The 23,789-nt window shown below is 64.5% G+C and carries 14 protein-coding genes; 7 read left to right on the forward strand and 7 right to left on the reverse strand.

From position 1 onward, the window contains the following. Positions 1-72: 72 nt before the first annotated feature. From ACFQ24_RS15660 to cobA, 5 genes are all read left to right on the forward strand, one after another. Positions 73-1,281, forward strand: a complete 1,209-nt coding sequence (locus tag ACFQ24_RS15660) for a hypothetical protein (RefSeq protein WP_380912853.1) — start codon at positions 73-75, stop codon at positions 1,279-1,281. A gap of 196 nt (positions 1,282-1,477) precedes the next feature. Further along, complete coding sequence (gene nirB, locus ACFQ24_RS15665) at positions 1,478-3,985, forward strand: nitrite reductase large subunit NirB (protein WP_380912855.1); 2,508 nt, start codon at positions 1,478-1,480, stop codon at positions 3,983-3,985. A 5-nt stretch (positions 3,986-3,990) separates the two neighbouring features. Continuing rightward, positions 3,991-4,326: a nitrite reductase small subunit NirD gene (gene nirD / locus ACFQ24_RS15670; RefSeq protein ID WP_380912857.1), complete on the forward strand. Its 336-nt coding sequence runs from the start codon at positions 3,991-3,993 to the stop codon at positions 4,324-4,326. Further along, positions 4,326-6,938 (forward strand): molybdopterin-dependent oxidoreductase, encoded by a 2,613-nt coding sequence (locus ACFQ24_RS15675; protein ID WP_380912859.1) that lies wholly within the window; start codon positions 4,326-4,328, stop codon positions 6,936-6,938. The genes nirD and ACFQ24_RS15675 overlap by 1 nt, the downstream gene beginning before the upstream one ends. Continuing rightward, positions 6,925-7,704, forward strand: a complete 780-nt coding sequence (gene cobA, locus ACFQ24_RS15680) for a uroporphyrinogen-III C-methyltransferase (protein ID WP_380912861.1) — start codon at positions 6,925-6,927, stop codon at positions 7,702-7,704. Before ACFQ24_RS15675 ends, cobA begins: the two co-directional genes overlap by 14 nt. A 228-nt stretch (positions 7,705-7,932) precedes the next feature. Here the strand turns inward: cobA and ACFQ24_RS15685 are convergent, their stop codons facing one another. The 4 genes from ACFQ24_RS15685 to ACFQ24_RS15700 all read right to left on the reverse strand — a co-directional run bounded on the left by ACFQ24_RS15685 (position 7,933) and on the right by ACFQ24_RS15700 (position 15,087). Continuing rightward, positions 7,933-9,435 carry an MFS transporter gene (locus tag ACFQ24_RS15685; RefSeq protein ID WP_380912863.1) on the reverse strand — a complete coding sequence of 501 codons (1,503 nt, stop codon included), beginning with the start codon at positions 9,433-9,435 and terminating at the stop codon, positions 7,933-7,935. A gap of 165 nt (positions 9,436-9,600) precedes the next feature. Then, complete coding sequence (locus ACFQ24_RS15690; RefSeq protein WP_380912865.1) at positions 9,601-11,658, reverse strand: glycoside hydrolase family 97 protein; 2,058 nt, start codon at positions 11,656-11,658, stop codon at positions 9,601-9,603. Positions 11,659-11,668: 10 nt separating this feature from the next. Further along, positions 11,669-13,267, reverse strand: a complete 1,599-nt coding sequence (locus ACFQ24_RS15695; RefSeq protein WP_380912867.1) for an alpha-glucosidase — start codon at positions 13,265-13,267, stop codon at positions 11,669-11,671. Next, on the reverse strand, positions 13,264-15,087 hold the full coding sequence (locus tag ACFQ24_RS15700) for an alpha-amylase family glycosyl hydrolase (RefSeq protein WP_380912869.1): 1,824 nt from the start codon (positions 15,085-15,087) through the stop codon (positions 13,264-13,266). The genes ACFQ24_RS15695 and ACFQ24_RS15700 overlap by 4 nt, the downstream gene beginning before the upstream one ends. 147 nt (positions 15,088-15,234) lie before the next feature. Here ACFQ24_RS15700 and ACFQ24_RS15705 point away from each other — a divergent pair, with 147 nt between their 5' ends. Next, positions 15,235-16,257, forward strand: coding sequence for a LacI family DNA-binding transcriptional regulator (locus ACFQ24_RS15705; RefSeq protein ID WP_380912871.1), 1,023 nt, complete (start codon positions 15,235-15,237; stop codon positions 16,255-16,257). 141 nt (positions 16,258-16,398) lie between these two features. On the opposite strand, the gene ACFQ24_RS15710 is transcribed toward ACFQ24_RS15705, so the two are convergent. After that, the gene (locus ACFQ24_RS15710) at positions 16,399-19,179 is read right to left on the reverse strand and encodes a TonB-dependent receptor (protein ID WP_380912873.1); all 2,781 of its coding nucleotides are present in this window, start codon (positions 19,177-19,179) and stop codon (positions 16,399-16,401) included. Positions 19,180-19,638: 459 nt separating this feature from the next. On the opposite strand from ACFQ24_RS15710, the gene ACFQ24_RS15715 reads away from it, so the two are divergent. Further along, positions 19,639-21,030 (forward strand): carboxylesterase/lipase family protein, encoded by a 1,392-nt coding sequence (locus ACFQ24_RS15715; RefSeq protein ID WP_380912875.1) that lies wholly within the window; start codon positions 19,639-19,641, stop codon positions 21,028-21,030. A gap of 469 nt (positions 21,031-21,499) precedes the next feature. On the opposite strand, the gene ACFQ24_RS15720 is transcribed toward ACFQ24_RS15715, so the two are convergent. Both ACFQ24_RS15720 and ACFQ24_RS15725 read right to left on the reverse strand, forming a co-directional pair. Continuing rightward, entirely contained in the window at positions 21,500-23,140 is a 1,641-nt protein-coding gene (locus ACFQ24_RS15720; protein ID WP_380912877.1) for a sialidase family protein, read from the reverse strand. Beyond that, complete coding sequence (locus ACFQ24_RS15725) at positions 23,137-23,760, reverse strand: hypothetical protein (protein WP_380912879.1); 624 nt, start codon at positions 23,758-23,760, stop codon at positions 23,137-23,139. Before ACFQ24_RS15725 ends, ACFQ24_RS15720 begins: the two co-directional genes overlap by 4 nt. Positions 23,761-23,789: the final 29 nt, after the last annotated feature.

Genomic DNA, 23,789 nt, shown 5'->3' on the forward strand with positions numbered 1-23,789 from the left:
AGAGGAGGGCGGCGGGATCGACATGATCATCGCCGCCCCGACACCATCACGCATCCGAGGGGGGATGAATTCATGAAATATCTGTTTGCGACGGCGGCCATGATCGCCTTCGCCGGACCTGCCTGCGCGCAGGAAATTCTGCTGAAGCCCGTAGCCGAAGCGCGCCTGCGCTACGAACATGCCGATCAGGCGGGCTTGCCGATAGACACGTCGGACGCTGTCACGGCCCGCGTCCGCACCGGCGCGATGGCGAGCAGCGGCGCGCTGTCTGCCACGGTCGTCGGACAAGGCACCCTGTCGATCCTGGATCGGCGTTATGACGGCCTCAATGGCGCGGCGACCCGACCCCTGATCGCCGATCCGGAGAATGTCGCGCTCTACATCGCGCAACTTCAATATCGCAGCAAGGCGTTGACGCTGACCGGCGGGCGGCAGAAGATCGCGCTGGACGACGAGCGGTTCGTCGGCAACGTCGCCTTTCGCGACAACGGGCAGACCTATGATGCCGCCCGGCTGGAACTGGTTCCGGCGAAGGGGCTGAAGATCGACATCGCCTATGCCTGGAGCGCGCGGACCATCTGGGGCTTTCAGGGGCGCGGTGCGCGGCAGCAGGCCGTCAGCGGCGACAACATTTTCGCCAACCTGTCCTACGCGACGCCGGTCGGCACGCTGACGGGCTTTGCCTATCTGGTCGATCAGGACGAGGCGGCGGTTCAGGGCTATCGCCTGTCGAGCCAGACCTATGGCGCGCGGCTGGCTGGAGCCTTGCCGATTTCTCGCATCGCCAAAATTTCATACCAGCTCAGCCATGCGCGTCAGTCGGACTATCATCGCAACCCGAACGATTATCGGGCCGACTATTGGCTGGCGGACGCGACACTGGACGTCAAAGGCTGGAAGCTGAATGCCGGCTATGAGGTGCTCGGTGCGGATCGGGGGGCGGCGCTCACCAGCTTTCAGACGCCGCTTGGCACCAACTTCAAATTCCAGGGCTGGGCCGACAAGTTCCTGACCACGCCCGCCAACGGCGTGCGCGATCTCTACGCAGGCGGCGGCTATGGGTGGAAGCGATGGGGGCCGCTGACGGGCGTTTCCTTGCTGGCGACATGGCACCGGTTCGACAGCGACCGGCTCGACCAGCATTATGGCAATGAATGGAACCTGCTGGCATCGGCGAAGGCAGGGAAGACCATGCTGTCCGCGCGCTACGCCCATTATGACGCGAAGGCATTCGCGACCGATACCGAAAAGCTGTGGCTCCAGGCCGACTGGACGCTCTGACGTTTTAAGGGTTGAGCGGCGGCGCGAATCGCCATATGCTGCACTGCAAGGGACAAGGATGTCCCACCGACATAGCGGACGCGGTTCAAGGTAGAACCGCCGATGCGCTCATGATGGCAAGGCCGCCATCCAGACTTTTGGATTTCATGTCCAAGGGTCCGGATGGCGGCCTTTTTTGTTTCCGAAAGGACCGGGGATGGAACTTCAAGTCAGGAATGACGATCGCACGGAAGATGTCGAGGATGCGCTCGTCCCGTTCGAGGATGTCCGCGAACATCTGGTCGTCGTCGGCAACGGCATGGCCGGCTGCCGCGCGGTGGAGGAATTGCTGGCACGCGATGCGGGCCGCTATCGCGTCACCATCTTCGGCGCCGAACCGCATGTGAACTATAACCGCATCATGCTCTCCCCCGTCCTGGCGGGCGAAAAGAGCTTCGAGGACATCGTCATCAATCCCCGCGCCTGGTATGACGACAATGGCATCGACCTGATCGTCTCCGATCCGATCGTCACGATCGACCGCGCCGCCAAGAGCGTCACCGCCCGCAGCGGGCGGACGGTCCATTATGACCGGCTGCTGATCGCAACCGGGTCCGATCCCTTCATCATCCCTGTGCCCGGCAAGGATTTGCCCGGCGTCATCAGCTTCCGCGACATGAAGGATGTCGACACGATGCTGGATGCCGCCGCGACCGGCGGCAGCGCAGTCGTGATCGGCGGCGGGCTGCTCGGTCTGGAAGCAGCGCATGGCCTGACGCTGCGCGGCATGAAGGTGACGGTGATCCACCTGATGGACACGCTGATGGAGCGGCAGCTGGATGAAGCGGCCGGCTGGCTGCTCAAGACCGCGCTGGAGGCGCGCGGGCAGACCATCCTGACCGGCGCCGACACGGCCGAGATTTACGGCGAGGGCAAGGTCGAGGGCGTGCGGCTCAAGGATGGGCGCGAGATTCCCGCGAGCCTCGTCGTCATGGCGGTCGGCATCCGCCCCGCAACGGCGCTGGCGAAGGAAGCCGGACTGGCGGTCAATCGCGGCATCCTGGTCGACGATCATATGGTCACCAGCGACCTCAATGTGCTCGCGGTCGGTGAGTGCGTCGAGCATGACGGCAATGTCTATGGCCTCGTCGCACCGCTGTGGGACATGTGCCGCAGCCTGGCCGACGGCCTGACCGACCGGCACACGGGCTATCGCGGCTCGGTGACCTCGACCAAGCTCAAGGTTGCAGGCCTGGACGTCTTCTCCGCAGGCGACTTTTCCGGCGGCGACGGGTGCGAGGACATAGTCCTGCGCGACGCTTCCCGGGGCGTCTACAAGCGCGTCGTCGTCAAGGACGACCGCATCGTCGGCGCGGTGCTTTATGGCGATACGGCCGACGGCGGCTGGTATTTCGACCTGCTGAAAAAAAGCGAGAATATCGCCGACATTCGCGACCTGTTGATCTTTGGCCAGGGTTACGCCTCGGGAGGAGGCGCGCTGGACCCTAAGGCGGCCGTTGCGGCGCTCTCGGACGATGCCGAGATTTGCGGCTGCAACGGCGTCACCAAGGGCCAGGTGGTGGCCTGCATCGAAAAGGGCGCGTGCAGCCTCGACGCCGTGCGCGCCACCTGCAAGGCGTCGGCCAGCTGCGGCAGTTGCACGGGCCTCGTTGAAAATCTGCTGGCCGCTGTGCTGGGCGAGGATGTGCAATCCGGCCCCAAGACGATGTGCAAATGCACCAGCTTCACCCATGACGATGTGCGGCGGGAAATCGTGGCGCAGAACATGCGCTCCATCCCCGAAGTCATGCAGCGTCTCCACTGGACCACTCCTGATGGCTGTTCCTCCTGCCGTCCCGCGCTCAACTATTACCTCCTCTGCGCGCTGCCGGGCGAATATCAGGACGACCAGCAGAGCCGCTTCGTCAACGAACGGATGCACGCCAACATCCAGAAGGACGGCACCTATTCGGTCGTTCCGCGCATGTGGGGCGGCCTCACCAATCCGCGCGAACTGCGCGCGATCGCCGATGTGGTCGAGAAGTATAACGCCCCGATGGTCAAGGTGACGGGCGGCCAACGGCTCGACATTTTCGGGATCAAGGGCGAGGATCTGCCCGCCGTCTGGGCGGACCTGAACGCCGCCGGCATGGTCTCGGGCCACGCCTATGGCAAGTCGCTCCGCACGGTGAAGACCTGCGTCGGGTCCGAATGGTGCCGCTTCGGCACGCAGGATTCGACCGGCCTCGGCGTCAAGACCGAGCGGATGACCTGGGGATCGTGGATGCCCCACAAGTTCAAGATTGCGGTGTCGGGCTGCCCGCGCAACTGCGCCGAAGCGACGATAAAGGATTTCGGCATCGTCTGCGTCGACTCCGGCTATGAACTGCATGTCGGCGGCAATGGGGGCATCCATGTCCGCGCCACCGACTTGCTGTGCAAGGTATCCACCGAGCAGGAAGCGCTCGATTACTGCGCCGCTTTCATCCAGCTCTACCGCGAGGAGGCCCGCTACCTGGAGCGGACCGCGCCTTGGATAGAGCGAGTCGGCGTCGAGTACATCAAGGGCCGGATCGTCGAGGATGATGCGGGTCGCGAGGCGCTGCGCGCGCGCTTCCTCTATTCGCAGAGCTTCAGCCAGGACGACCCCTGGGCCGAGCGCGCGGCGGGCGGCAACGCCGAACTGCACCAGCCCCTCGCCCCTATTGCCATCGCCGCGGAGTAAAAGACATGACCGACTGGATCGATATCGGCACGCTGGACGACATTCCCCAGCGCGGCGCGCGCACGGTGCAACTGCCGGGCGAAAAGGAGATCGCCATATTCCGCACCGGCGACGATCAGCTCTTCGCTCTCGTGAACGAATGTCCGCACAAGAAGGGACCGCTCAGCCAAGGCATCGTCCATGGCCACAGCGTCGCCTGCCCGTTGCACAACTGGAACATCGCCCTGAAGACGGGCGAGGCGCAGGGCAATGACGAAGGCTGCACGCCGACGATCGCGGTCAGGCAGGACGCAGGCCGCATCCTGATCGCGCGTCCCGCCACCGTGCGGGCCGCTGCCTGATGGGGAACGCGGTCCGCACCACCTGCGCCTATTGCGGCGTCGGCTGCGGCATTTCCGCGGCGCCGACCGGCCCGCGTGCAGTCACGATCAAGGGGGATGAGGCGCACCCGGCGAATGCCGGCCGCCTGTGCTCGAAGGGCACGCATCTGGGCGAGACGGTGGGCCTCACGGGCCGCCTCCTCCACCCGATGATCGGCAACAGGCGGGCAAGCTGGGACAAGGCGCTCGACCTCGTGGCCAGGCGCTTTGCCGAAACGATCGAGCGGTACGGCCCCGACAGCGTCGCCTTCTACGTCTCCGGCCAATTGCTGACCGAAGATTATTATGTCGCCAACAAACTGATGAAGGGCTTCATCGGATCGGCCAATATCGACACCAACAGCCGCCTTTGCATGTCGAGCGCGGTCGCAGGGCATAATCGCGCCTTCGGCGAGGATATCGTGCCCGCCACCTATGCCGATCTCGACGAAGCCGATCTCGTCATCCTCGTCGGATCGAACACGGCCTGGTGCCACCCCATCGTCTACCAGCGCATCCAGGCCGCCCGCGCCGCGCGCGGCACGAAGCTGGTAGTGATCGATCCGCGCCGCACCGAGACCTGTGAAGGCGCGGACCTGCATCTGCCGGTCAGGCCGGGCACCGACGTCGCGCTGATGAACGGGCTGCTGGCCTGGATGGACGCGAAGGGGCTGACGGACGCCGCCTATCTGGCCGATCATGTCGCCGCACCCGATGACTTCTGGGGCCATATCCGCGCCGGGCACGACCTCTGGACGACCGCGAAGACGTGCGATCTGCCGCCCGCATCGCTCCAGCAATTTTTCGAGCTGTTCGCCGCCACGCCGCGCACCGTCACGCTGTTCAGCCAGGGCATCAACCAGTCGATCCGCGGCACCGATCAGGTCAACGCGATCCTCAATCTGCATCTGGCGACAGGCCGCATCGGAAAGCCGGGTGCAGCGCCCTTCTCCATCACCGGCCAGCCCAATGCGATGGGCGGGCGCGAAGTTGGCGGCCTCGCCTCGACGCTGGCCGCGCATATGGATTTCGCGCCGGAGAATGTCGCACGGGTCGGACGCTTCTGGGCCGCGCCCGCCATGGCGACGAAGCCGGGACTGAAAGCCGTCGATCTGTTCCGCGCGATCGGAGAAGGCCGCGTCAAGGCGCTGTGGGTGATGGCGACCAACCCCGCCGTGTCCTTGCCGGACGCAGGCCGGGTGCGGGACGCGCTGGCTGCCTGCCCGTTCGTCGTCATGTCGGACGTGATCACTGACACGGACACCGGCGCTCACGCCCATGTCCGCCTTCCCGCCGCCGCTTGGGGAGAGAAGGACGGCACCGTTACCAACTCCGACCGCACGATCAGCCGCCAGCGCCCCTTCATGGCCCCGCCCGGCGAAGCGAAACCGGACTGGTGGATCGTCACGCAGGTCGCTCGCCGGATGGGCTGGCAGGGCGCCTTTGCCTATGACCGGCCTGCGGACATCTGGCGCGAACATGCTCGGTTGACGGCCTATCAGAATGACGGAAAGCGCCTGCTCGACCTGCGGTCGCATGCGACCATCGGCAACAACGCCTATGACGCGATGGAACCGTTCCGCTGGGGCGGCGCGCATCCTTTTGCGGATGGAGGTTTCAGCACCCCGGATCGCAAGGCGCGGCTCGTCACCGTCAGGCAGATGGACGTGCAGGCGCCCCTGCGCGACTGGCCGATGACGCTCAACACCGGGCGCTATCGCGATCAATGGCATACGATGACGCGCACCGGCTTGTCGCCCAAACTTGCCCGTCATCGCGAAGAGCCGCTGGTCGAGATTCATCCCGCAGATGCTCAGGCGCTTGGCATAGCGGACGGCGATCTCGCCCGCATATCCACGCCGCAGGGGGACAGCATCTTCCGCGCCGCGTTGAACGAGGGTCAGCGCCGGGGCGACATCTTCACGCCGATCCACTGGACCGACCAGATTTCAAGCGGGGGCCGCACCGGCCTGCTGCCCCGTCCGCTGACCGACCCGCATTCAGGCCAGCCGGGTTTCAAGTCCACGCCCGCCGCCGTGCAGAAGGTGGCGACCGAATGGAAAGGCTTTCTGATCCGGCGGGGCGACGATCCGGTCGGCCTTCCCTGTCTATGGGCGACGCGGGTCACGGTGCCAGGCGGCGCGCTCTATGAAATTGCGGGCAACGGCGACCCGGCGCGGTTGGAAGCCGCTCTGCCCAAGGGGGACAGGGTCGAGGCGATCGATCCGGCGCGCGGGACGCGACGGTTGGCGATCATCAGGGACGGCAAGCTGTCAGCGGCGTTGTTCGTGACGCGCAGCGGCCTCTTGCCATCGCGCGACTGGCTGATCGCCCAGTTGGCTGCCGATGATGTCGGACCGGCCGTTCTGGCCGCGCGGGGGCCGGGGCGGCAGACGGACAAGGGCGCGACCATCTGCGTCTGTTTCGACATCGGGCTCAACCAGATCGTGGCCGCCATCCGGTCCCAGCAGCTTATCGACGTGCCCGCCATCGGCAAGGCGATTGGCGCAGGAACCAATTGCGGATCGTGCCGCCCCGCCCTTGCCAACATCCTGATCCAGACTTCGCAGGAGACGCTCCATGCAGCCGAATGATCTCATCACGCCCGGAACGGTTTGGCTGGTAGGCGCGGGGCCGGGCGATCCCGATCTCCTGACCCGCAAGGCGGAACGGTTGATCGGCGCGGCGGACGTGGTTTTCTACGATGCGCTGGTCGGACCGGGCGTGCTGGATCTGGTCCGGCCGTCCACTCAGATGGTGAGTGTGGGCAAGCGCTCCGGCCGCCATTCCAAGGCGCAGGACAGCATCAACGACCTGCTCGTCGCAGCGGCGCGGGCGGGCAAGCGGGTCGTGCGGCTCAAGGGCGGCGACCCCACCCTATTCGGACGCGCCACGGAGGAAATGGAGGCCTTGGCCGATGCGGGCATCGCCTGCTTCCTCTGTCCCGGCATCACGGCCGCCACGGCTGCCGCGGCAAGTGCTCGGTTATCCCTGTCGCTGCGCGGCGTTTCCCGGCGCGTGCAATTTGCGACCGCCCATGTGCGCAAAGGCGAAAGCCTGGATTTGGACTGGGCTGGCCTGGCGGACCCCAAGGCGACGACCATATTCTACATGGGACGTTCCGCCGCCCGCGATATCAGTTCCAATCTGATCAAGATGGGTCTTTCCGGAGCCACCCCGGTCATGATCGCCTGCGACATAAGCCTGCCCACGGAACGGTTGCTCTATACCCGCCTGGATTTGCTGCCCCTGTCGGCAGGGGCGATGGATGAGGGCCAGCCCATGTTGATCCTGGTCGGAGAAGCGATCGGCATCCGTCAGCGCGCGGACCTCGCCTTGACGACATGGGAGGAGGTTTGATGCCGATCTCAGGTCGGATTGACATCTGGTTCAACAAGTTTCTTGCTTTCATGGGATCATGCGATGGCAGCGAGTATGTCGAAATTGCGGATGTTGCGGCGCAAGTGGACAGACTTCACAACGAAGTGACGAGGTTGCACCGGGAGAATGCGCGGCTGATCACTCTGCTGGTGCCTGGCGCCAAATCGCCGACGCGGCATGATTGCGACGTTGCCCCTATGCCCTCTGTCAGGTCCGGCAGCGCAGAGTGGCGAGCGCAGCCAGAAGCATGACCGCGCCGGCAAAGGCCATGGTCCAGATCGGCTCAGTCGGGAAAAACTGGTGCATGATCGTGCCCATTACCGTTGCCACCAGCAATTGCGGAATGACCACGAAGGCATTGAACAGCCCCATATAGATGCCAAGCTTGCTCTGCGGCACGCTGGACGCGAGCATCGCATAGGGCATGGCGAGTGTGGACGCCCATGCGATCCCGATCGCCACTTCCGACAGGAGCAGCGCGTGCGCATCGCGCAGGACAAGGAAGGACAGGAAGCCGAGCGCGCCGAGCGTCAGCGCCAGCGCATGGGTCTGCGCCTGTCCGATGCGGCGGGCGAGCGGCTGGAGCAGGAAGGGCGCAGCGAAGGCGGCGACGCCATTATAGGTGGCAAAGAGGATGCCGACCCAATTGCCCCCCGCATTATAGGCAGCACTGGTCGGATCCGCTGAGCCGAAGACATATTGAGCGACGACCGGCGTGGTATAGATCCACATGATGAAGAGAGCCGACCAGGTGAAGAACTGGACCAGCGCCAGCTTCTTCATCATGGGCGGCATGGTCGCGAAATTGCCGACTATATGACTGAGCAGAGTATCGGTCTGGCCGCGCGCGACGCTGCGGGCGAGGCCATAGGCGGCGATCAGGCCGCCGAGCAGATAGAGTTCCTTCTCCAATGCCCAGCCCCATACGGCGGCAATGATGGCGAGGCCGGCGACCATCCACATGGGGCCGCCGGCGGGGACCGGCGGGGCCTCCTCTTGCAGTGCAGCTTCGTTGGCCTGGGTAAAATCCGCCATTTGTCCGGGCGAATATTCGCGGGTGGTGAGGACCGTCCAGAGCACGGCCAGGAACAGCGCCGCGCCGCCGATGTAGAAGCTGACCCGCACGGTGTCGGGGATCATGCCGGCGGGCGCGACGTTGGAGACGCCCATCCGGTCGAGCAGCCACGGAGTCGAAGAGCCGATCACCGCACCGGCGCCGATGAAGGCGGTCTGGATCGCATAGCCCGCCATATGCTGTTCCTTCGCCAGCATATCGCCGACAAAGGCGCGGAACGGCTCCATCGAGACGTTGAGCGAGGCGTCGAGGATCCAGAGCATCAAGGCGGCGGCGAGCAGGCCCGGCGCATTGGGCATGCCGAACAGGGCGAGCGCAGCAAACAACGCACCAGCGAAAAAATAGGGCCTGCGCCGACCGAAGCGGCACCATGTGCGGTCGCTATAATGGCCGATCACCGGCTGGACCAGAAGGCCGGTCAGCGGCGCGGCGATCCACAGCAGGGCAAGATTGTCGAGACTTTCCCCCAGCGACTGGAAGATGCGCGACATATTGGCGTTCTGCAGCGCGAAGCCGATCTGGATGCCGAAGAAGCCGAAGCTGATATTCCACAGCCCCCAAAAGCCCTGGCGCGGTCGGCCGTCGGACATCGTGGAGCCCGCTTCCAGCCCCCTTGCCAGCCCTGTGTCGTTCATCCCGGCCATTCCCATCCTTCGCCTTAACTTCCCATATTTCCCGCAGATTTCGTCATTTTGTTGCGAGCGCCTGATCCTATCGGAATGTCCACCTGTATGCGGTTACGCAGCCTGACGGGACCGGGCGGGATAGGACAGCCGGGGCGTCTCCCGCACCGATCCGGCCTAGCGTTTGCGCTTGCTCCCGCTGGCGACGAAGCGGATCGCCTGACCGCCACCCGGCGCGAGGTCGAGGCTCAGGACATCGCCCTTCTTCACCTGCTTTTTTTCGATAACGATCGCGTGCCGCCCTTCGGTACGATAGTCGGCGCCGGGGCCGTCGCGATAGATTTCGGCCGTATAGCTGCGGCCGGCATCGAGGAAGTCGAGCGTCACTTTCGACGAGCGGGACTGCTCATCGCCCACCGCGCCCAGATACCAGTCGTCGCTGCCCTTGGCCTTGCGCGCGATGGTGACATAGTCGCCCACCTCGCCATTGAGCGCCCGCGTGTCGGACCAGTCGGTCGGCACATCCTTGATGAACTGGAAGGGGCCGGGATATCTGGCATAATTTTCCGGCGTATCGGCGGCCATCACCACAGGCGAATAGAGGACGACGTAGAGGGCAAGCTGCTTGGCGATGGTCGAATGGATCGTGCTGCCTTCCGAACCCGACAGGCTGAGCACGCCGGGGGTGAAGTCCATCGGCCCGCCCAGCAGCTGGGTGAAGACCAGGTTCGCCTCATGCTCCGGCGGGTTCTTGCCGCCGACCCAGGCGTTATATTCCATGCCCCGCCCGCCTTCGCGCGCGACCCAGTTGGGATAGGTGCGGCGCAGGCCGGTATCCTTGACCGGTTCATGGCTGTCGATGCTGACATGATATTTGGCGGCGGCCTGCACGACGCGCAGATAATGGTTCACCATCCACTGGCCTTCATGCCATTCGCGATGCTTCGATCCATCGGCATCGACCCGTTCGATCTGCCCCGCATCGGTGACATAGCCGGTCTTCACCACCTGCTCGCCATGGTCAGCCGCCCATTTGAAGGCGGTATCGAGTTGCCCGTCATAATGGCTGGCCGATCCGCCGGTTTCATGATGGCCGATCAGCGTGACGCCTTTCGACTTTGCATAGGCGGCAAGTCCATCGGCATCAAAGTCCTCGGTGGGTCGCGAGAAGTTCATGTCGTTGCCGTTGCCGAACCAGTTGCCGTCCCAGCCGACATTCCAGCCTTCGACCAGCACGGCGGGGATGCCGCTGGCCGCGGCGAAATCGATGTAGCGGCGGACATTGGCGGTTGTGGCCCCGTGTTTGGGACCGCGCGCCCAGGTCCAGTCGCCCTTGATCATGTTCCACCAGACGCCGACGAACTTGCCCGGCTTGATCCAGCTGGACACGTCACCGAGCTTGTTCGGCTCGTTCAAGTTCAGGATCATGTGGTTCATGTAGAGGCCGGCGGCATCGTCCGCGATGGCGATGGTGCGCCAGGGGGTGGAGAAGCCGGCGTCGCGCGACACCTTCGGCCCGCCCGAACCGGGCGTCAGCGAAGCGCGGAAGACGGTGCCTTCGGCACGGGCGAGATTCATGGCCGAATAGTCGACCAGCGCCGCCTCATGCAAGGCGACATGGGTGCCATCGGCCAGCTTCACCGTCATCACTGTCTGCGCGGTGCCGACCGCGTCGAGCGGGGTGCGGTTGTAGAGATATTCCTCGCGGTTCCATTCATAGGCTGGCTTCCACCAGGCGGTGCCGCCCTGCGCGAAGGCGAACTGGGTCAGCTCCTCGGCGATGTTGGCGTGATGGAGATTGGCCTGGTCCGGCAGCGTGTAGCGGAAGGCGACGCCATCGTCGAACAGGCGGAAGGTCACGTCCATCTCGCGCTTGAGATCCCCCTTCTCGCGGAAGCTGAGCTTCAGCTCGTTATGGTGGTCGCGGATCGTGGCCCATTCGCCCCAGGGTTGGGTCCAGCTTATGTCGCTGCTGGCCTGCTTGCTATCCGCAAGCGTCAGGTTGCGCTCGATCTTGGGCGCGTCGGTGAACAAGAAGCCCAGGCGGCTGTCGACGATCAGCGGCTTGCCGTTGCGCTGCACGGCATAGCTCGAGCGGCCCTCCCCATCGAGGCTGATGGAGAGGGTGATATGGCCATCGGGCGAGGATGCCTGGGCCACCACATCGGCCCGGGCGGCTGCGGGGGCGAGCGCCAGGGCGATGAGAGGCAGGGCGAGCGCGGTCAGTCGCTTCATGGGAACGTCCTTAAACTTGGAAGGCGGCGACGAGGCCGGATGCGGGAGCGAAATTCCAGTCGGCAATGATCCCGGTCGACAGCGTGACCTGCCAGCGCCCGGCATCTGCCGGTTGCCAGGCGACGGAGCTGTCACCCAGGTTGAAGACGCAGAGGCATTGCTGCCCGTCTTGCGTCCGTTCGAAGGCGAGCAGGTCGCCGGGCGTATCGAGGAAATGGATCGTGCCTCTGCGCAGCGGCGGCGTGGCATTGCGCAGCGCCAGCACCTTGCGCGTCCAATGCAGCAGCGAGGCAGGATCGGCTTCCTGCGCATCGACGGCAAGCGGGCGGTGCGCCTCCCCCACCGGCAACCAGGGTTTGGCGTCGGAGAAGCCGAACCAGGGTGCCGCGCTGGTCCACGGCATCGGCGTCCGGGCGCCGTCGCGCGACAGGGTTAGCGGCCAGTTGGCGATCGCTTCGGGATCCTGCAAATCCTCGAACGCGATCTCGACCTGCGGCAGGCCCAGTTCCTCGCCATAATAAAGGAAGATGTTGCCGCGCAGGCAACCGAGCATCAGCATCTTCATCCGGCAATAGGCATGGGGGTCGATGTCGCCGGCCCAGCGCGAAACGGCGCGCGGCGCATCATGATTTTCGAAAGCCCAGCTTGGCCAGCCAATCCCCTGCTCCGCCGGCCAGCGCGACAGCACGCTTTTCAAGAACGGCGCCGACAGCTTTGGTGCATAGAGAAAGTCGAAGCCATAGGCGGTGTTGAGGCGATGATCGCCCTGCGTGAACGCCTTCATCTCCGCGTCGCTATTGTCGCCGCCCACTTCGGCGACGGTGAAGCGGTCGGGATATTCATCGAACACGGCGCGCACCTTTTCCAGGAACAGCGGAATGTCCGGATGGCTTTGGCTGTAGCGCCTGATCTGGAAATCATAGGGACGCGTGCGGATGCGGCCGTCCTCCGGCGCGGGCGGATTGTCGCGCAACTGCGGGTCGGGCATCGAATGGTTGATCGCATCGATGCGGAAGCCGTCCACCCCGCGGTCGAGCCAGAAGCGCACGATATCCAGCACCGCCGCCTGCACCGCTTCATTGTGCAGGTTGATCTGAGGCTGCTCCTTCAGGAAATTGTGCATATAATATTGGCGGCGGCGCGCGTCCCAGGTCCAGGCCGGGCCGCCGAACACCGACTGCCAATTGTTGGGCGGGGATCCGTCCGGCTTTGCATCGGCCCAGACATACCAGTCGGCATGGTCGTTGCCGCGACTGGAGCGGCTTTCGATGAACCAGGGATGCTGGTCGGATGTATGCGCCCACACCTGATCCACGATGATGCGCAGGCCAAGATCATGGGCGCGGGCGACCAGCGCGTCGAAATCGGCGAGCGTGCCGAAGATCGGATCGACATCGCAATAGTCGGACACGTCATAGCCGAAGTCGCGCATCGGGCTTTTGAAGAAAGGCGAGAGCCAGATGGCATCGACGCCAAGCGAGGCGACATAGGGGAGATGCGCCGTAATACCGGCGAGATCGCCGATGCCATCGCCATTGGAGTCGGCAAAGCTGCGCGGGTAGATCTGGTAGATGGTGGCACCGCGCCACCAGGGAGCTTTATCCGTCATTGTGAATGAGCGCTCCGTACAGCGCAGACGCTGTAGCCAAGGGGAGGAAGGTCGATGGCGAGACTGCCGGGTGCGGAGACCTGCGGGGCGCAGTCCGCGCCGACAAGGGTAACGAAGGCGGTCGACGCGCTGTCCACCTGAACCTGCGCCCGGACGGACACGGTCGATGTGTTGAAGGCGATCAGATATTCGGCGCCCGTTTCGGGATCGAAGCGCGAGACGGCGAACAGGCCCGGTTCGTCACCGCGCGCACGGATCGTCTCGCTGCCCCGGCGCAGTGCCGCATGGCCGCTGCGCAGGCGGGCAAGCGCCGCGATCTGCCGATAGAGAGGATGGGCCGGATCGAAGCGCGGCGTGGCGGTGGTCGCATCGCTGCCCAGCAGGCGATTGTCGTTGTAGCTCGCCACCTTGCTGCCGAACATGTCCTCGCGGGCGTCCTGATCGCCGCCATCGCCGACGAAGCCCTGCTCATCGCCATAATAGATGGTCGGCACACCACGCAGCGTCAGCAGCATGGCGTTGGCGAGCATCACGCGGCGCAGCACTTCGTCCTCGCCGGCCTGCGGAAAGGCGCGCCGAACGAAGGTGGTGAAGCGCCCGGCATCATGATTGCTGACGAAAGTCGGCAACTGGCGCGCGGTGGCTGCTCCCCCCTGATAGAGGGCGTCACCGCTCAACATCCGTTCCCAGGTGGCGGTCGCCGCCTTCCCCGCCACGGTTTCCAGCGCCGCTTGGCGGAAGGCGAAATCGAGCACGGCAGGCAAGCCCCCTTCGCGGGTGTGCCAGGCAAGCGGGCCGGCATCGACCGTCTCGATATAGACTTCGCCGAAGATGTGGAAATTGGGGATGCCGCGCGCCATGGCCCGCGCCTGCATCGCGGGCACGAACTGCTGCCAGAAATGCGGATCGACATGGCGGGCGGTGTCGATGCGGAAGCCGTCGATGCCGAAGCGGTCGATCCAGCCACCGAAAATGTCGATCATGCCCGCGATCACGCGGGGATGCTCGGTCATCAGATCGTCGAGCCCGGCAAAATCGCCCATGGTCGCGCTCTCGCCCGAATAGGTCGTCTCGCCGCGATTATGGTAATAGCGCACGTCGTTGAGCCAAGCCGGGTTCTTCGCGGCCTGCTCGCCCTTGGGCACGAAGGGCGTATAGGCATAGGCCGGGTCGGTGAGCCTCGCGAAATTGGCGTCGCCATGGTCCGTATCGCCGGAAAAGCCGGGATTGATCGCCGCGCCGGCCACGCCGCCGCGCCGCTGATAGGGATAGTCGGCGCGCGAGCGATAGGGACAGGACCGGTCGGCGCATTCGCGATAGCGGATCACGTCCGCCGTGTGATTGGCGATGATGTCCATATAGACCTTCATCCCCCGGCCATGGGCCGCCTTCACCAGAGCGTCGAAATCGGCGTCGGTGCCGAAATGCGGATCGACATGCTCGAAATCGGTGATCCAATAGCCGTGATAACCCGCGCTTTCCTGCCCCTTTGGACCTTGCACCGGCTTGTTGCGGAAAATCGGGCCGACCCAGATGGCGGTGGCGCCCAGCCCCTGAATATAATCGAGCCGGCGGATCAGCCCTTTAAGGTCGCCGCCATGGTAGAAGCCCTTGGACACGGGGTCAAAGCCGGTCTGGAGCCGGTCCCCCTTCAGCCCGCCCTTGTCGTTGGCGGGGTCGGCATTGTCGAACCGGTCGGGCAGGACGAAATAGATGACTTCATCTTCGGGCAGACGGGCGCGGAAGCCATCCTCCTGCGCGAAGGCCGGAGCAGGAAGCGCGCAAAGCGCAGCCAGCAGCATCGCCGTTCGTCCGCGCATGGCCTTCACCCCTCCCCTGTCGCTTGTGCCTGATTGCCGCGACTTGGCTCCTTCTTAGTCGGCGGTTACCGGCCGGGCCAAGGGGCCGGCATACGTATTCAAAGCCGCCGCCTTCCCAATCCGAGCGCGGAGGCGTAAAGTTCGGCGATGGCCGGCAACGACAAAGTGACATCCTTCGACATCGCCACGCTGGCCGGCGTGTCCCAGCCGACCGTGTCGCGCGCGCTGCGCGGCGACAAAACGGTGAGCGAGGGGACACGGCTGCGGGTCGAGGCGATCGCCCGGCAGCTCAACTACACCGTGGACAAGAATGCGTCGTCGCTGCGGCGGGGCAAGAGCAACACGCTGGCCCTGCTGTTCTTCGAGGATCTGCTGCCCGACGAAAGCTGGATCAACCCCTTCTTCCTGTCGATGCTGGGGCCGATCCTGCAGACATGCGCCAAGCGCGGCTATGACCTGCTCACCAGTTTCCAGCAGCTGTCGACCGACTGGCATGTCGATTATGAGGATAGCCGCAAGGCCGACGGCATCATCCTGCTGGGCTATGGCGATTATGAAATCTACCGCAGGCGGCTGGAGCAACTGGTGGCGCAGGGCACGCATTTCGTCCGCTGGGGATCGGTGGACCAGCATGCGCTTGGGATGACGATCGGTTGCGACAATCGGCTTGGCGGGCGCGATGCGGGCGCGCATCTGATCGCGCGGGGACGCAGCCGGATCGCCTTCCTGGGCGACGCGTCGAGCCATTATCCCGAGTTTCGCGATCGGTATGCCGGCCTGTCCGAAGTGCTGCGCGAGGCCGGGCATCCGGTCGATCCGGGCCTGCATGTCGATGCGCTGTCAACCGAGCAGTCGGGCTATGAGGCGGCCAGCCGCCTGATCGCGCGCGGCGTGCCGTTCGATGCGATCTTCGCCGGATCGGACCTGATCGCGATCGGCGCGATGCGGGCGCTGGACGAACATGGCCTGTCGGTCCCCGACGACGTCGCGCTAATCGGTTTCGACGACATCCCCGCCGCCAGCCTGACGCGACAGCCGCTGACCACCGTGGCGCAGGACTATCTGCGCGCGGGCGAAGTGCTGGTCGATGCCCTGATCGGCCAGATCGACGGCAAGCCTGGGACGCCCACCCTGTTGGCGCCCCGGCTGGTCATGCGGATGACGGCATAGGGATTTTCAAAGCCTACGAACGGGAAATCATGCGCTTCCCTCTCGCCCCAAGGAAAAGCGGACCGCCCTCCCTTCAAAGGGGTGGCGGTCCGGGGAGGAGGATTGCCCGCGTGCAGTCGGGCAACCCGGGGGAAGGCTGGGTCAGAATTTATAGGTCAGGCCCAGATAATAATCGCGGCCATAGCGCTGATAGTCGATGACCTGGCGCTTATCGTCATTCTGGTAGGTGACGAACGGCTGGTCGGTAAGGTTCTTGCCCTGCAACAGGATGGACAGGCCGGTGAGCGGACCGGACTGGAATTCATAGCCGATCTGCGCGTCCAATATACCCTCCGCCTTGGCCGTGCGGAAGGTCGGCGCGGCCGAGAGCCCAGCGACTTCGCCCAGGAAGGAAGAGCGATAACGATAGGAGACGCGCGCCTGGAAACCGCTCTTTTCATAATAGGCGGTGCCGCTGGCGACCCATTTGGACAGGCCCGGCAGGGTGACGACGTCGGTCGGATTGCTGCCATATTTGACTTCGCTGTGGGTGTAGGAACCGCTGGCGAAGATGCCGAAGCCGTCGAGCGTTTCGCTGAACACCTTGAACGGCAGTGACGCAGTGCCCTCCACGCCCATGATCGTGCCCTTGCCGGTGTTGGCCGGGGCCTTCAGCAGGCCGATGAAGCTGCCGTCGGCGACGATCTGGTCGCGAATGGGGGCAGGCAGGGACGGCAGCACGCCCGAAAAATCATAGGCGATATTGTTGTTGGGATCGACGAAGTCGGTCAGGTTCTTGAAAAAGCCCGCAAGCGAGAGATAGCCGCCGCCCGTGAAATATTTCTCGACCGAAAGGTCAATGTTGGTCGATTGGTAAGGACGCAGCGCGATGTTGCCGCCATTCGAGCTGAACGGGCTATATTGCGGATCGGAACCCAGGCCCACATTGGCCAGGTTGAAATTATACTCCTGGTTGACGCGTTCCTGGTCCATGCGTGGGCGCACCATCGTCTGCGCCGCGCCGATCTTCACGAAGAAGCCGGGTTCCAGCTCGACCGACAGCTGGGCGCTGGGCAGGAAATCGGTGAAGCTCTCCTTGCCCGAAGCCGGAACGACCGTGACGACGCCATTGGCGAAGTTGGAAATGGTGCCGGTCGACGCCTGGCGGGTGTGGATCACCTGCAGGCCGATCGCGCCCTTCAGCGGCTTGCCGCCCAGATCGCCGTCCAGCGTCATCTTCGCATAGCCGGTGAAGACATCCTCCTTCACCACATTGTCACGCACCAAGGAGGACGGCCGGTTGTCGAAGACCGCATCCAGGACATTGTCGTAGAGATAGAGCGGGTCGAGCGTCAGCATCGCCGGCACGCCTAGATAGTCGAGCGAGACATTCTTGCCGAGCAGCGCTTGCTGCGGCACCGCGGCCGAACCGGGCGTGCCGTTGGCTATGGTGCAATCCGTGCCGCCGGTGGGGCAGAGGAAATAGCTGGTATAGGCGCTGGTCTTCTTGCGCCGGCTGTAATTGCCGCCGACTTCCCAATTGCTGAAGATGCTCCCGGAAATATCGCCGATCAGGTTCGCGCGGAACGACTTCATGTCGTCGGTGAACTTGGGCCGGTTGAGGAAGCCCGCCTGCACAACGGCGCTGGTGCCGTTATAGCCCCAACCATTGGGATCGGTCAGGCTGATGAGATTGGTGTTGGTATAATCCAGCGTCGGCACGATGCTGAACAGGCCGTTCGACTGGCGCTCGACGCGCACGGTGTCCGGTACGCCGGAACGCAGATAGCCAGTGCCCGAATAGGTTTCGAGCAGGAAGTCGGTGCGCTTGGCGCGCGACCAGCTGGCATCGACGTTGAGCTTGAGACTATCGTTCAGGCGGATGGCGTTGTTCCAGCCGAGCGAAATGGTGTCGGCCTTGCGCTTGTTATAGTCGTTGCGCTGGACGCCGTAGACGTTGGAGAAGGTGGCGCCGGTGACGAAGCCATTGTCGACCATCACGTTGCTGACGCCGACATTGCTGCCCCAGACGAGCGGAAATTCGATGCCGCGCAGGCGCTGCACTTCCTCGAAATGCGACGCCAGGACGTCGAAGGTCGAATGGAAAGTGTCGCTCGGCTGCCATTCCAGCGTGCCGACCACGCCGTAGCGCTTCAGGAGGTTCGACTGCACATAGGGCTTGGCGCCGCCGATGATCAGGTTGCCGGCGGCATCGGTGGGATAGCCCCAGGCATTGAACCGCTCATTTTGCGACGGGGTCTGGGAAGCGGCAAAGCCCAGCGACAGGCCCAGCGTGTCGTTGGCGAACTGATCGACATAGGTGGCAGACGCACGATAGCCATAGCGCTGGCCATCGGGATTGAGCTTGTCCATGCCGTTCATCTGGCCGCGCAGCGACACGGCCAGGATGCGGTCGTTCTTGTCGAGCGGACGCAGCATCCGCAGGTCGACTGTGCCGGATATGCCGGCGGCGATCAGCGCGGCATCGGCACTCTTGTAAACATTGACGTTCTGGAAAAATTCGGACGGATATTGGTCATATTCGACGCCGCGATTGTCGCCGACGGTCACCTGTTCGCGGCCGTTGAGCAGGGTGGTCGAGAAATCCGGGCCAAGGCCGCGGATCGACAGGCGCTGGTCACGGCCTTCGAGGCGCTGCGCGGTGACGCCGGGAAGACGGGCGAGCGAGTCCGCGATCGACACGTCCGGCAGCTTGCCGACATCTTCGGCCGAGATGGAATCGACGATCAGCACGGAATCGCGCTTCACCTTGGCGGCGGAGGCAAGCGAGGCGCGGATGCCGGTGACGACGATGGCGTCGGGCTCGTCGGCAGCGGGGGCTGCGGTTTCAGGTCCGGTCTGCGCATGGGCGACCTGTGCGACGGAGAAGGAAACCCCTGCCAGCAGCGCGGCGCGCAGGACGGTATGACGGAATTGATGCATGACGGTTATCCTCCCCAGGACGCATCTTGAGCGTTTCTTGCCGACATGTGTCGGTCCGCTTCCAATACCGTCGCCCCTGTCGCTCTGCACAGAATCCAGCATACGTATTCAGGGGAGCGGCAAGGCCGTGCGCCTGCCGTCAGGAGGTCGACCGCAGTCGCGGCGCTTGAGCGCCGATCCTGCCGGTAATGGGCCGGCCTTGCGGCGGCCGTGAGAACCGACCGAAATTCGAGGGTCTGGCGCTCAAGGTCCGAGTTGGCCGATGCGGCAAATGCCTTTGACATCGATCCAAATGAACGCAGGTCGACCAGAACCCGACCGCTCCGACAGCGTCCTCATGTCCTTGCCGCCCGCGCCGCCTTTCCCCTATCTTCAACCCATCATGGCGACCGCGACGAACCCGATATCGTAGCCGCTTCGTTGCTATCGCATGTTGCACCACACAGGAGAGGACCGACCATGAGATCACGCCCGACTATCTTCTCATCGGTGATCGCCGCATGTCTCGCGCCGGCGCTCGCCGCGGCGCAGCCTGTGGCGCCTACCGTTCGAACCGAATCGGGCATGGTGCGGGGTGCAAGCGAGGGAGGGTCGATCGCCTGGAAAGGCATCCCCTATGCCGCCAGCACCGCCGGCCAAAATCGCTGGAAAGCCCCACAGCCCGCGCCCAGGTGGGACGGCATACGCAATGCCACCCACTACGGTGCCGACTGCATGCAACTTCCCTTCCCCAGCGACGCCGCGCCGCTGGGAACGACGCCATCTGAAAATTGCCTGTTCGCAAATATCTGGCGGCCCAAGGCGGCAGGCGCTCGACGCCTGCCGGTGCTGTTCTGGATCCACGGCGGCGGATTCGTGAATGGCGGCTCGTCTCCGCCGACCTATTCGGGCGCCCGCCTTGCGGAGCAGGGCATAATCGTCGTCAGCATCAACTATCGGCTGGGTCGCTTCGGCTTCATGGCCAATCCCGGGTTGGGCCAAGGGGACGAGCGCCAGCCCTATTCCGGCAACTATGCATTACTGGACCAGGTCGCGGCGCTGGAATGGACGAAGCGCAACATCGCCGCTTTCGGCGGTGACCCCGACGACATCACGCTGATGGGCGAAAGCGCCGGCGGCATGTCCGTCAACATGCTGCTCACGTCCCCGCTCACCAAGGGCAAGTTTGCCAGAGCCATCATCATGTCGGGCGGGGACGGCCGCATGGGACAGGATGCCGCCCTGACGACCGCCGAGCAGAAGGCGCGAGCGTTCGCAGAGGCGCATGGCGCCTCTGCCGATGCGGACAAGCTGCGCCGGCTCGCCCCGGACGCGGTGATCGACGAGCTGAACCTCGCGACGCTCGGCAGGCCCAGCCCGACCTACTCCGGTCCCTATGTGGACGGCATTGTGGTCAATGAACCCCGCCCCGTTCTCCAGGCGTCGCAGCTCCGGGGAACGAGTGTGATGATCGGTGCGACGAGCGCGGATATCGGCGGTCCGTCGGGATTCATGATTGCCGGCGCCAGCGAGTTGGGCGGGCTCCTGGCCCGCCAGGGAGCGGCCGTCTATCCCTATTGCTTCTCCTATGTCGCGCAGTCCTTGTCAGCCAAGGGCGCCTCGCACGCCAGTGACATTCCCTTCTTTTTCAACACGCAAGACATCAAATATGGAAACGCCGTCACGTCGCGCGATCAGGCCATGGGCGCGACCATCTCCAGATATGTCGCCAATTTCGTCAAGAACGGGAATCCAAACGGATCTGGTCTCCCGGAATGGCAAAAGCTCGCTGCGAAGGGTGAGGGCGGGATCATGGACTTTTCCGATCGCGGCGTCGCGGAACCCGGATCGAAAGCCTGCGGCGTGGAGTAGGACGATGCCGGTCGGATTCGTTCGGCCGCCCTTCGGCACGAGCAAAAGCTGCCTCGATGATTCCGTTCCAGCGAGCCGTCGCTCTGCTGGAGAGGGAGGTCAAGCGGAACGGCACTGCACAAATCCGGGATTGATCCACGGCCACGCGCACAAAGTCCTTGTGCTTTTCGCCACGCCGGGCGTCAGAAGCACCGCTATCGGTGCGAGCATCGCGCCGATGGTGCGTTTTGGCGCGGCAGGGATCAGAGCGCTGGCGAAGGGGGATGACGACGCCGCCAGCGCTGTCGCAACGATCGCTCCGATCAGTAACTGAACAACGCGCGCAGGCCCCAGTCGAGTGGCAGTGTTGTTGCGCACCGCAACGCAGAATCCGCCCACCTCGAAGCCGGTGGCGACACTGGCCTGGGCTATTGACGATTTGGGTGAAGCCAGCGAGATCGTCCCTGCCCCACGACGAAATCGGGCGACTTCAAGGCTTTACCCCTTGGGGATCGCCGGCCATGATGCCCCGGCCGTCGGTGGCAAGATAGACGCGGCCGAAGCGCCGCGGATCGCCGCTTATCATGCGCAGGCGTCCGCCCCATTGATGGGCATCGTCGTTGATCCTTTGCCACTGCGTTCCGCCGTCGATCGAACGAAAGACGCCTCGCCTGCCCTGATCGGAGCCGATGGCGTAGAGCGCCGGCGACGATTTGCCCGGTGCGCCTTTCCCCAATCCGAAGCGCTGTACCGCGATGTCCCCGCCTGCCTTCGTCCAATGCTCCCCCGCATCGGTCGTGGAATAGAGCGACGTGCCCAGCAACAGCCATAGCGCGCCCGCGCGACCGGGCACCGCGAGCAGCGGATTGGGCGCTTCGCGTCCACGCACGCGCGCGGCGGACAGGTCTGCGGGCAGGCCTTCGCTCGCGACCTGCCGAAAATGTCTGCCGCCATCGTCGCTGCGCACGATCCGGTTGGCAGCGAAATCGATGGCGTAGAAGCGATTTGCATCTGCCTTGTCCGCCGTCACCCTGACGCGCGAAGGCAGGCCTTCGACCGCCGTCCAGCTCTGCCCGCGATCGCTGGTCCGGATCGGCTTGTCGGTTTCGACGAGGAAAACTCTCCCGTCCGCCGAAACGGTGATCGCCGCATCGCCCGTACGCTCCGGCGGCGGCGGCGCAGCGGGATCGGACGGTCGCACCGGGACACGGAGCGGCATCCAGGTGCGAGCGCCATCGCGCGACCATGCCAGCGACGTGTCCGGCACCACCGCCGCATGGGTATTGCCGCTCCGCACCATGATGTCGGGCACAAGGCCGGCATAATCGAGCGTGTTGCTATTGGTCAGCATGGGATCATGATGCACATGATCGGGCGACACCGTCAGATCATCATGCCGAAACCCGCCGAGATCGCCGAAGCCGGACACCAGCGGCGCCCCGCCGGTCGGGCTTATCAGGGTGATGATCGCCGTCTGTTCGATGCCGCGCGTCCATGGCGCCCATTGCATCTGGCCCACCTTGCCAAATTCATGGGTGGCATAGAGCGTCGCGCCGGTGACATAGGCGGCATGATCGGCATCGAAGGGATCGATCGCCAGCCCCGCGATCCAGTGGCCGAAATCAGCCTTCTTCTCGAAATTCAGGAAGGGCGTTTCGCTCACGTCCCGCACGCTGCGCGGCGCCAGTTCGCTCCAGGTCCGCCCGGCATCGGCCGACCGCCACACGGTGTCGCCGGGCGTGTAGCGATTGACCGTGCTGACGGCGATGACGTTCGGGTCGCGCCGCGACACGGCGACGCCCATATAGCCGCCGGCCACGACCGCCGCGCCCTTCAGAGGCGTCACATCGGTCCAGATATCCGACTGAGTATCGAACCGCCATACGGCTCCGCGCGTGATGCCGTTCGGGCCGATCGCGTCGCAATAGCTGATGGTCAGGACGCCGTCGCTTCCCAGCGCGGCCTTGACGGGCAACATATCGGCCGATGGGCCGCCCGACAGGGCCTGCCATGTATCGCCGCCGTCGCGCGACCGGAACAGATGGGATCGCCCCGGATCGGCACTGGCGACGAAGATCGTGCCGCGGCGCGCAGGATCGAACAGAATGAACGACAGGCCCCCATGGGTCATCCTCGGCCGGTCGGGAAGCCCGAGCCCGGCAAGAGGGAACCCATCGACCTTGTGCCAATGCGCGCCGGCATCCAGACTGCGCCACAGCCCGTCATGACGAGACCCAAAGAAAAGCCGGCGGTTGTCGTGCGGATCGACCGCCAGTCGCTCGCCAAGGCCACGCCATCCTCATTGCCGCCCATGGAGAAAGGCACGTCCGTCCTCTTCCAATGCGCGCCACGATCGGCGGACCGGAAGATGGCGGCCGGTCCGCGTGCGTTCATGCCTGCCGCCATATAGACCACGGCCGCATCCACCGGGTCAGGGGCGATGCTTTCGACGCCCATATAGCTGGATTCCGCTTCCCCGTCCTGCAACGGCACCCATTGCCCCATCCTGGCGTCCCAGCGGTAAGCGCCGCCCATATCGGTCCGCAGATAGGCAAGCCCCCGCTCCGCCGGGCTAAAGACGATACCGGGCGCAAAGCCGCCTCCGCCCACCTTGACGTTGCGCCACTGATAGGGGGCCGCCGGGGTGTCGATCGCTCCGTCGCCCGCATGGACGATCGGCGACACGGCGAACGTCAGGGCAGCCATCGCCATGCCAATATGCGCCATCGCCTTACGCGCGAACCAAGTCATGTTTGCTGCTCCCCTCCCCTGCTGTGATA

This window comes from Sphingobium olei, from assembly GCF_042678845.1.
GTDB classification, from domain to species: Bacteria; Pseudomonadota; Alphaproteobacteria; order Sphingomonadales; family Sphingomonadaceae; genus Sphingobium; species Sphingobium olei.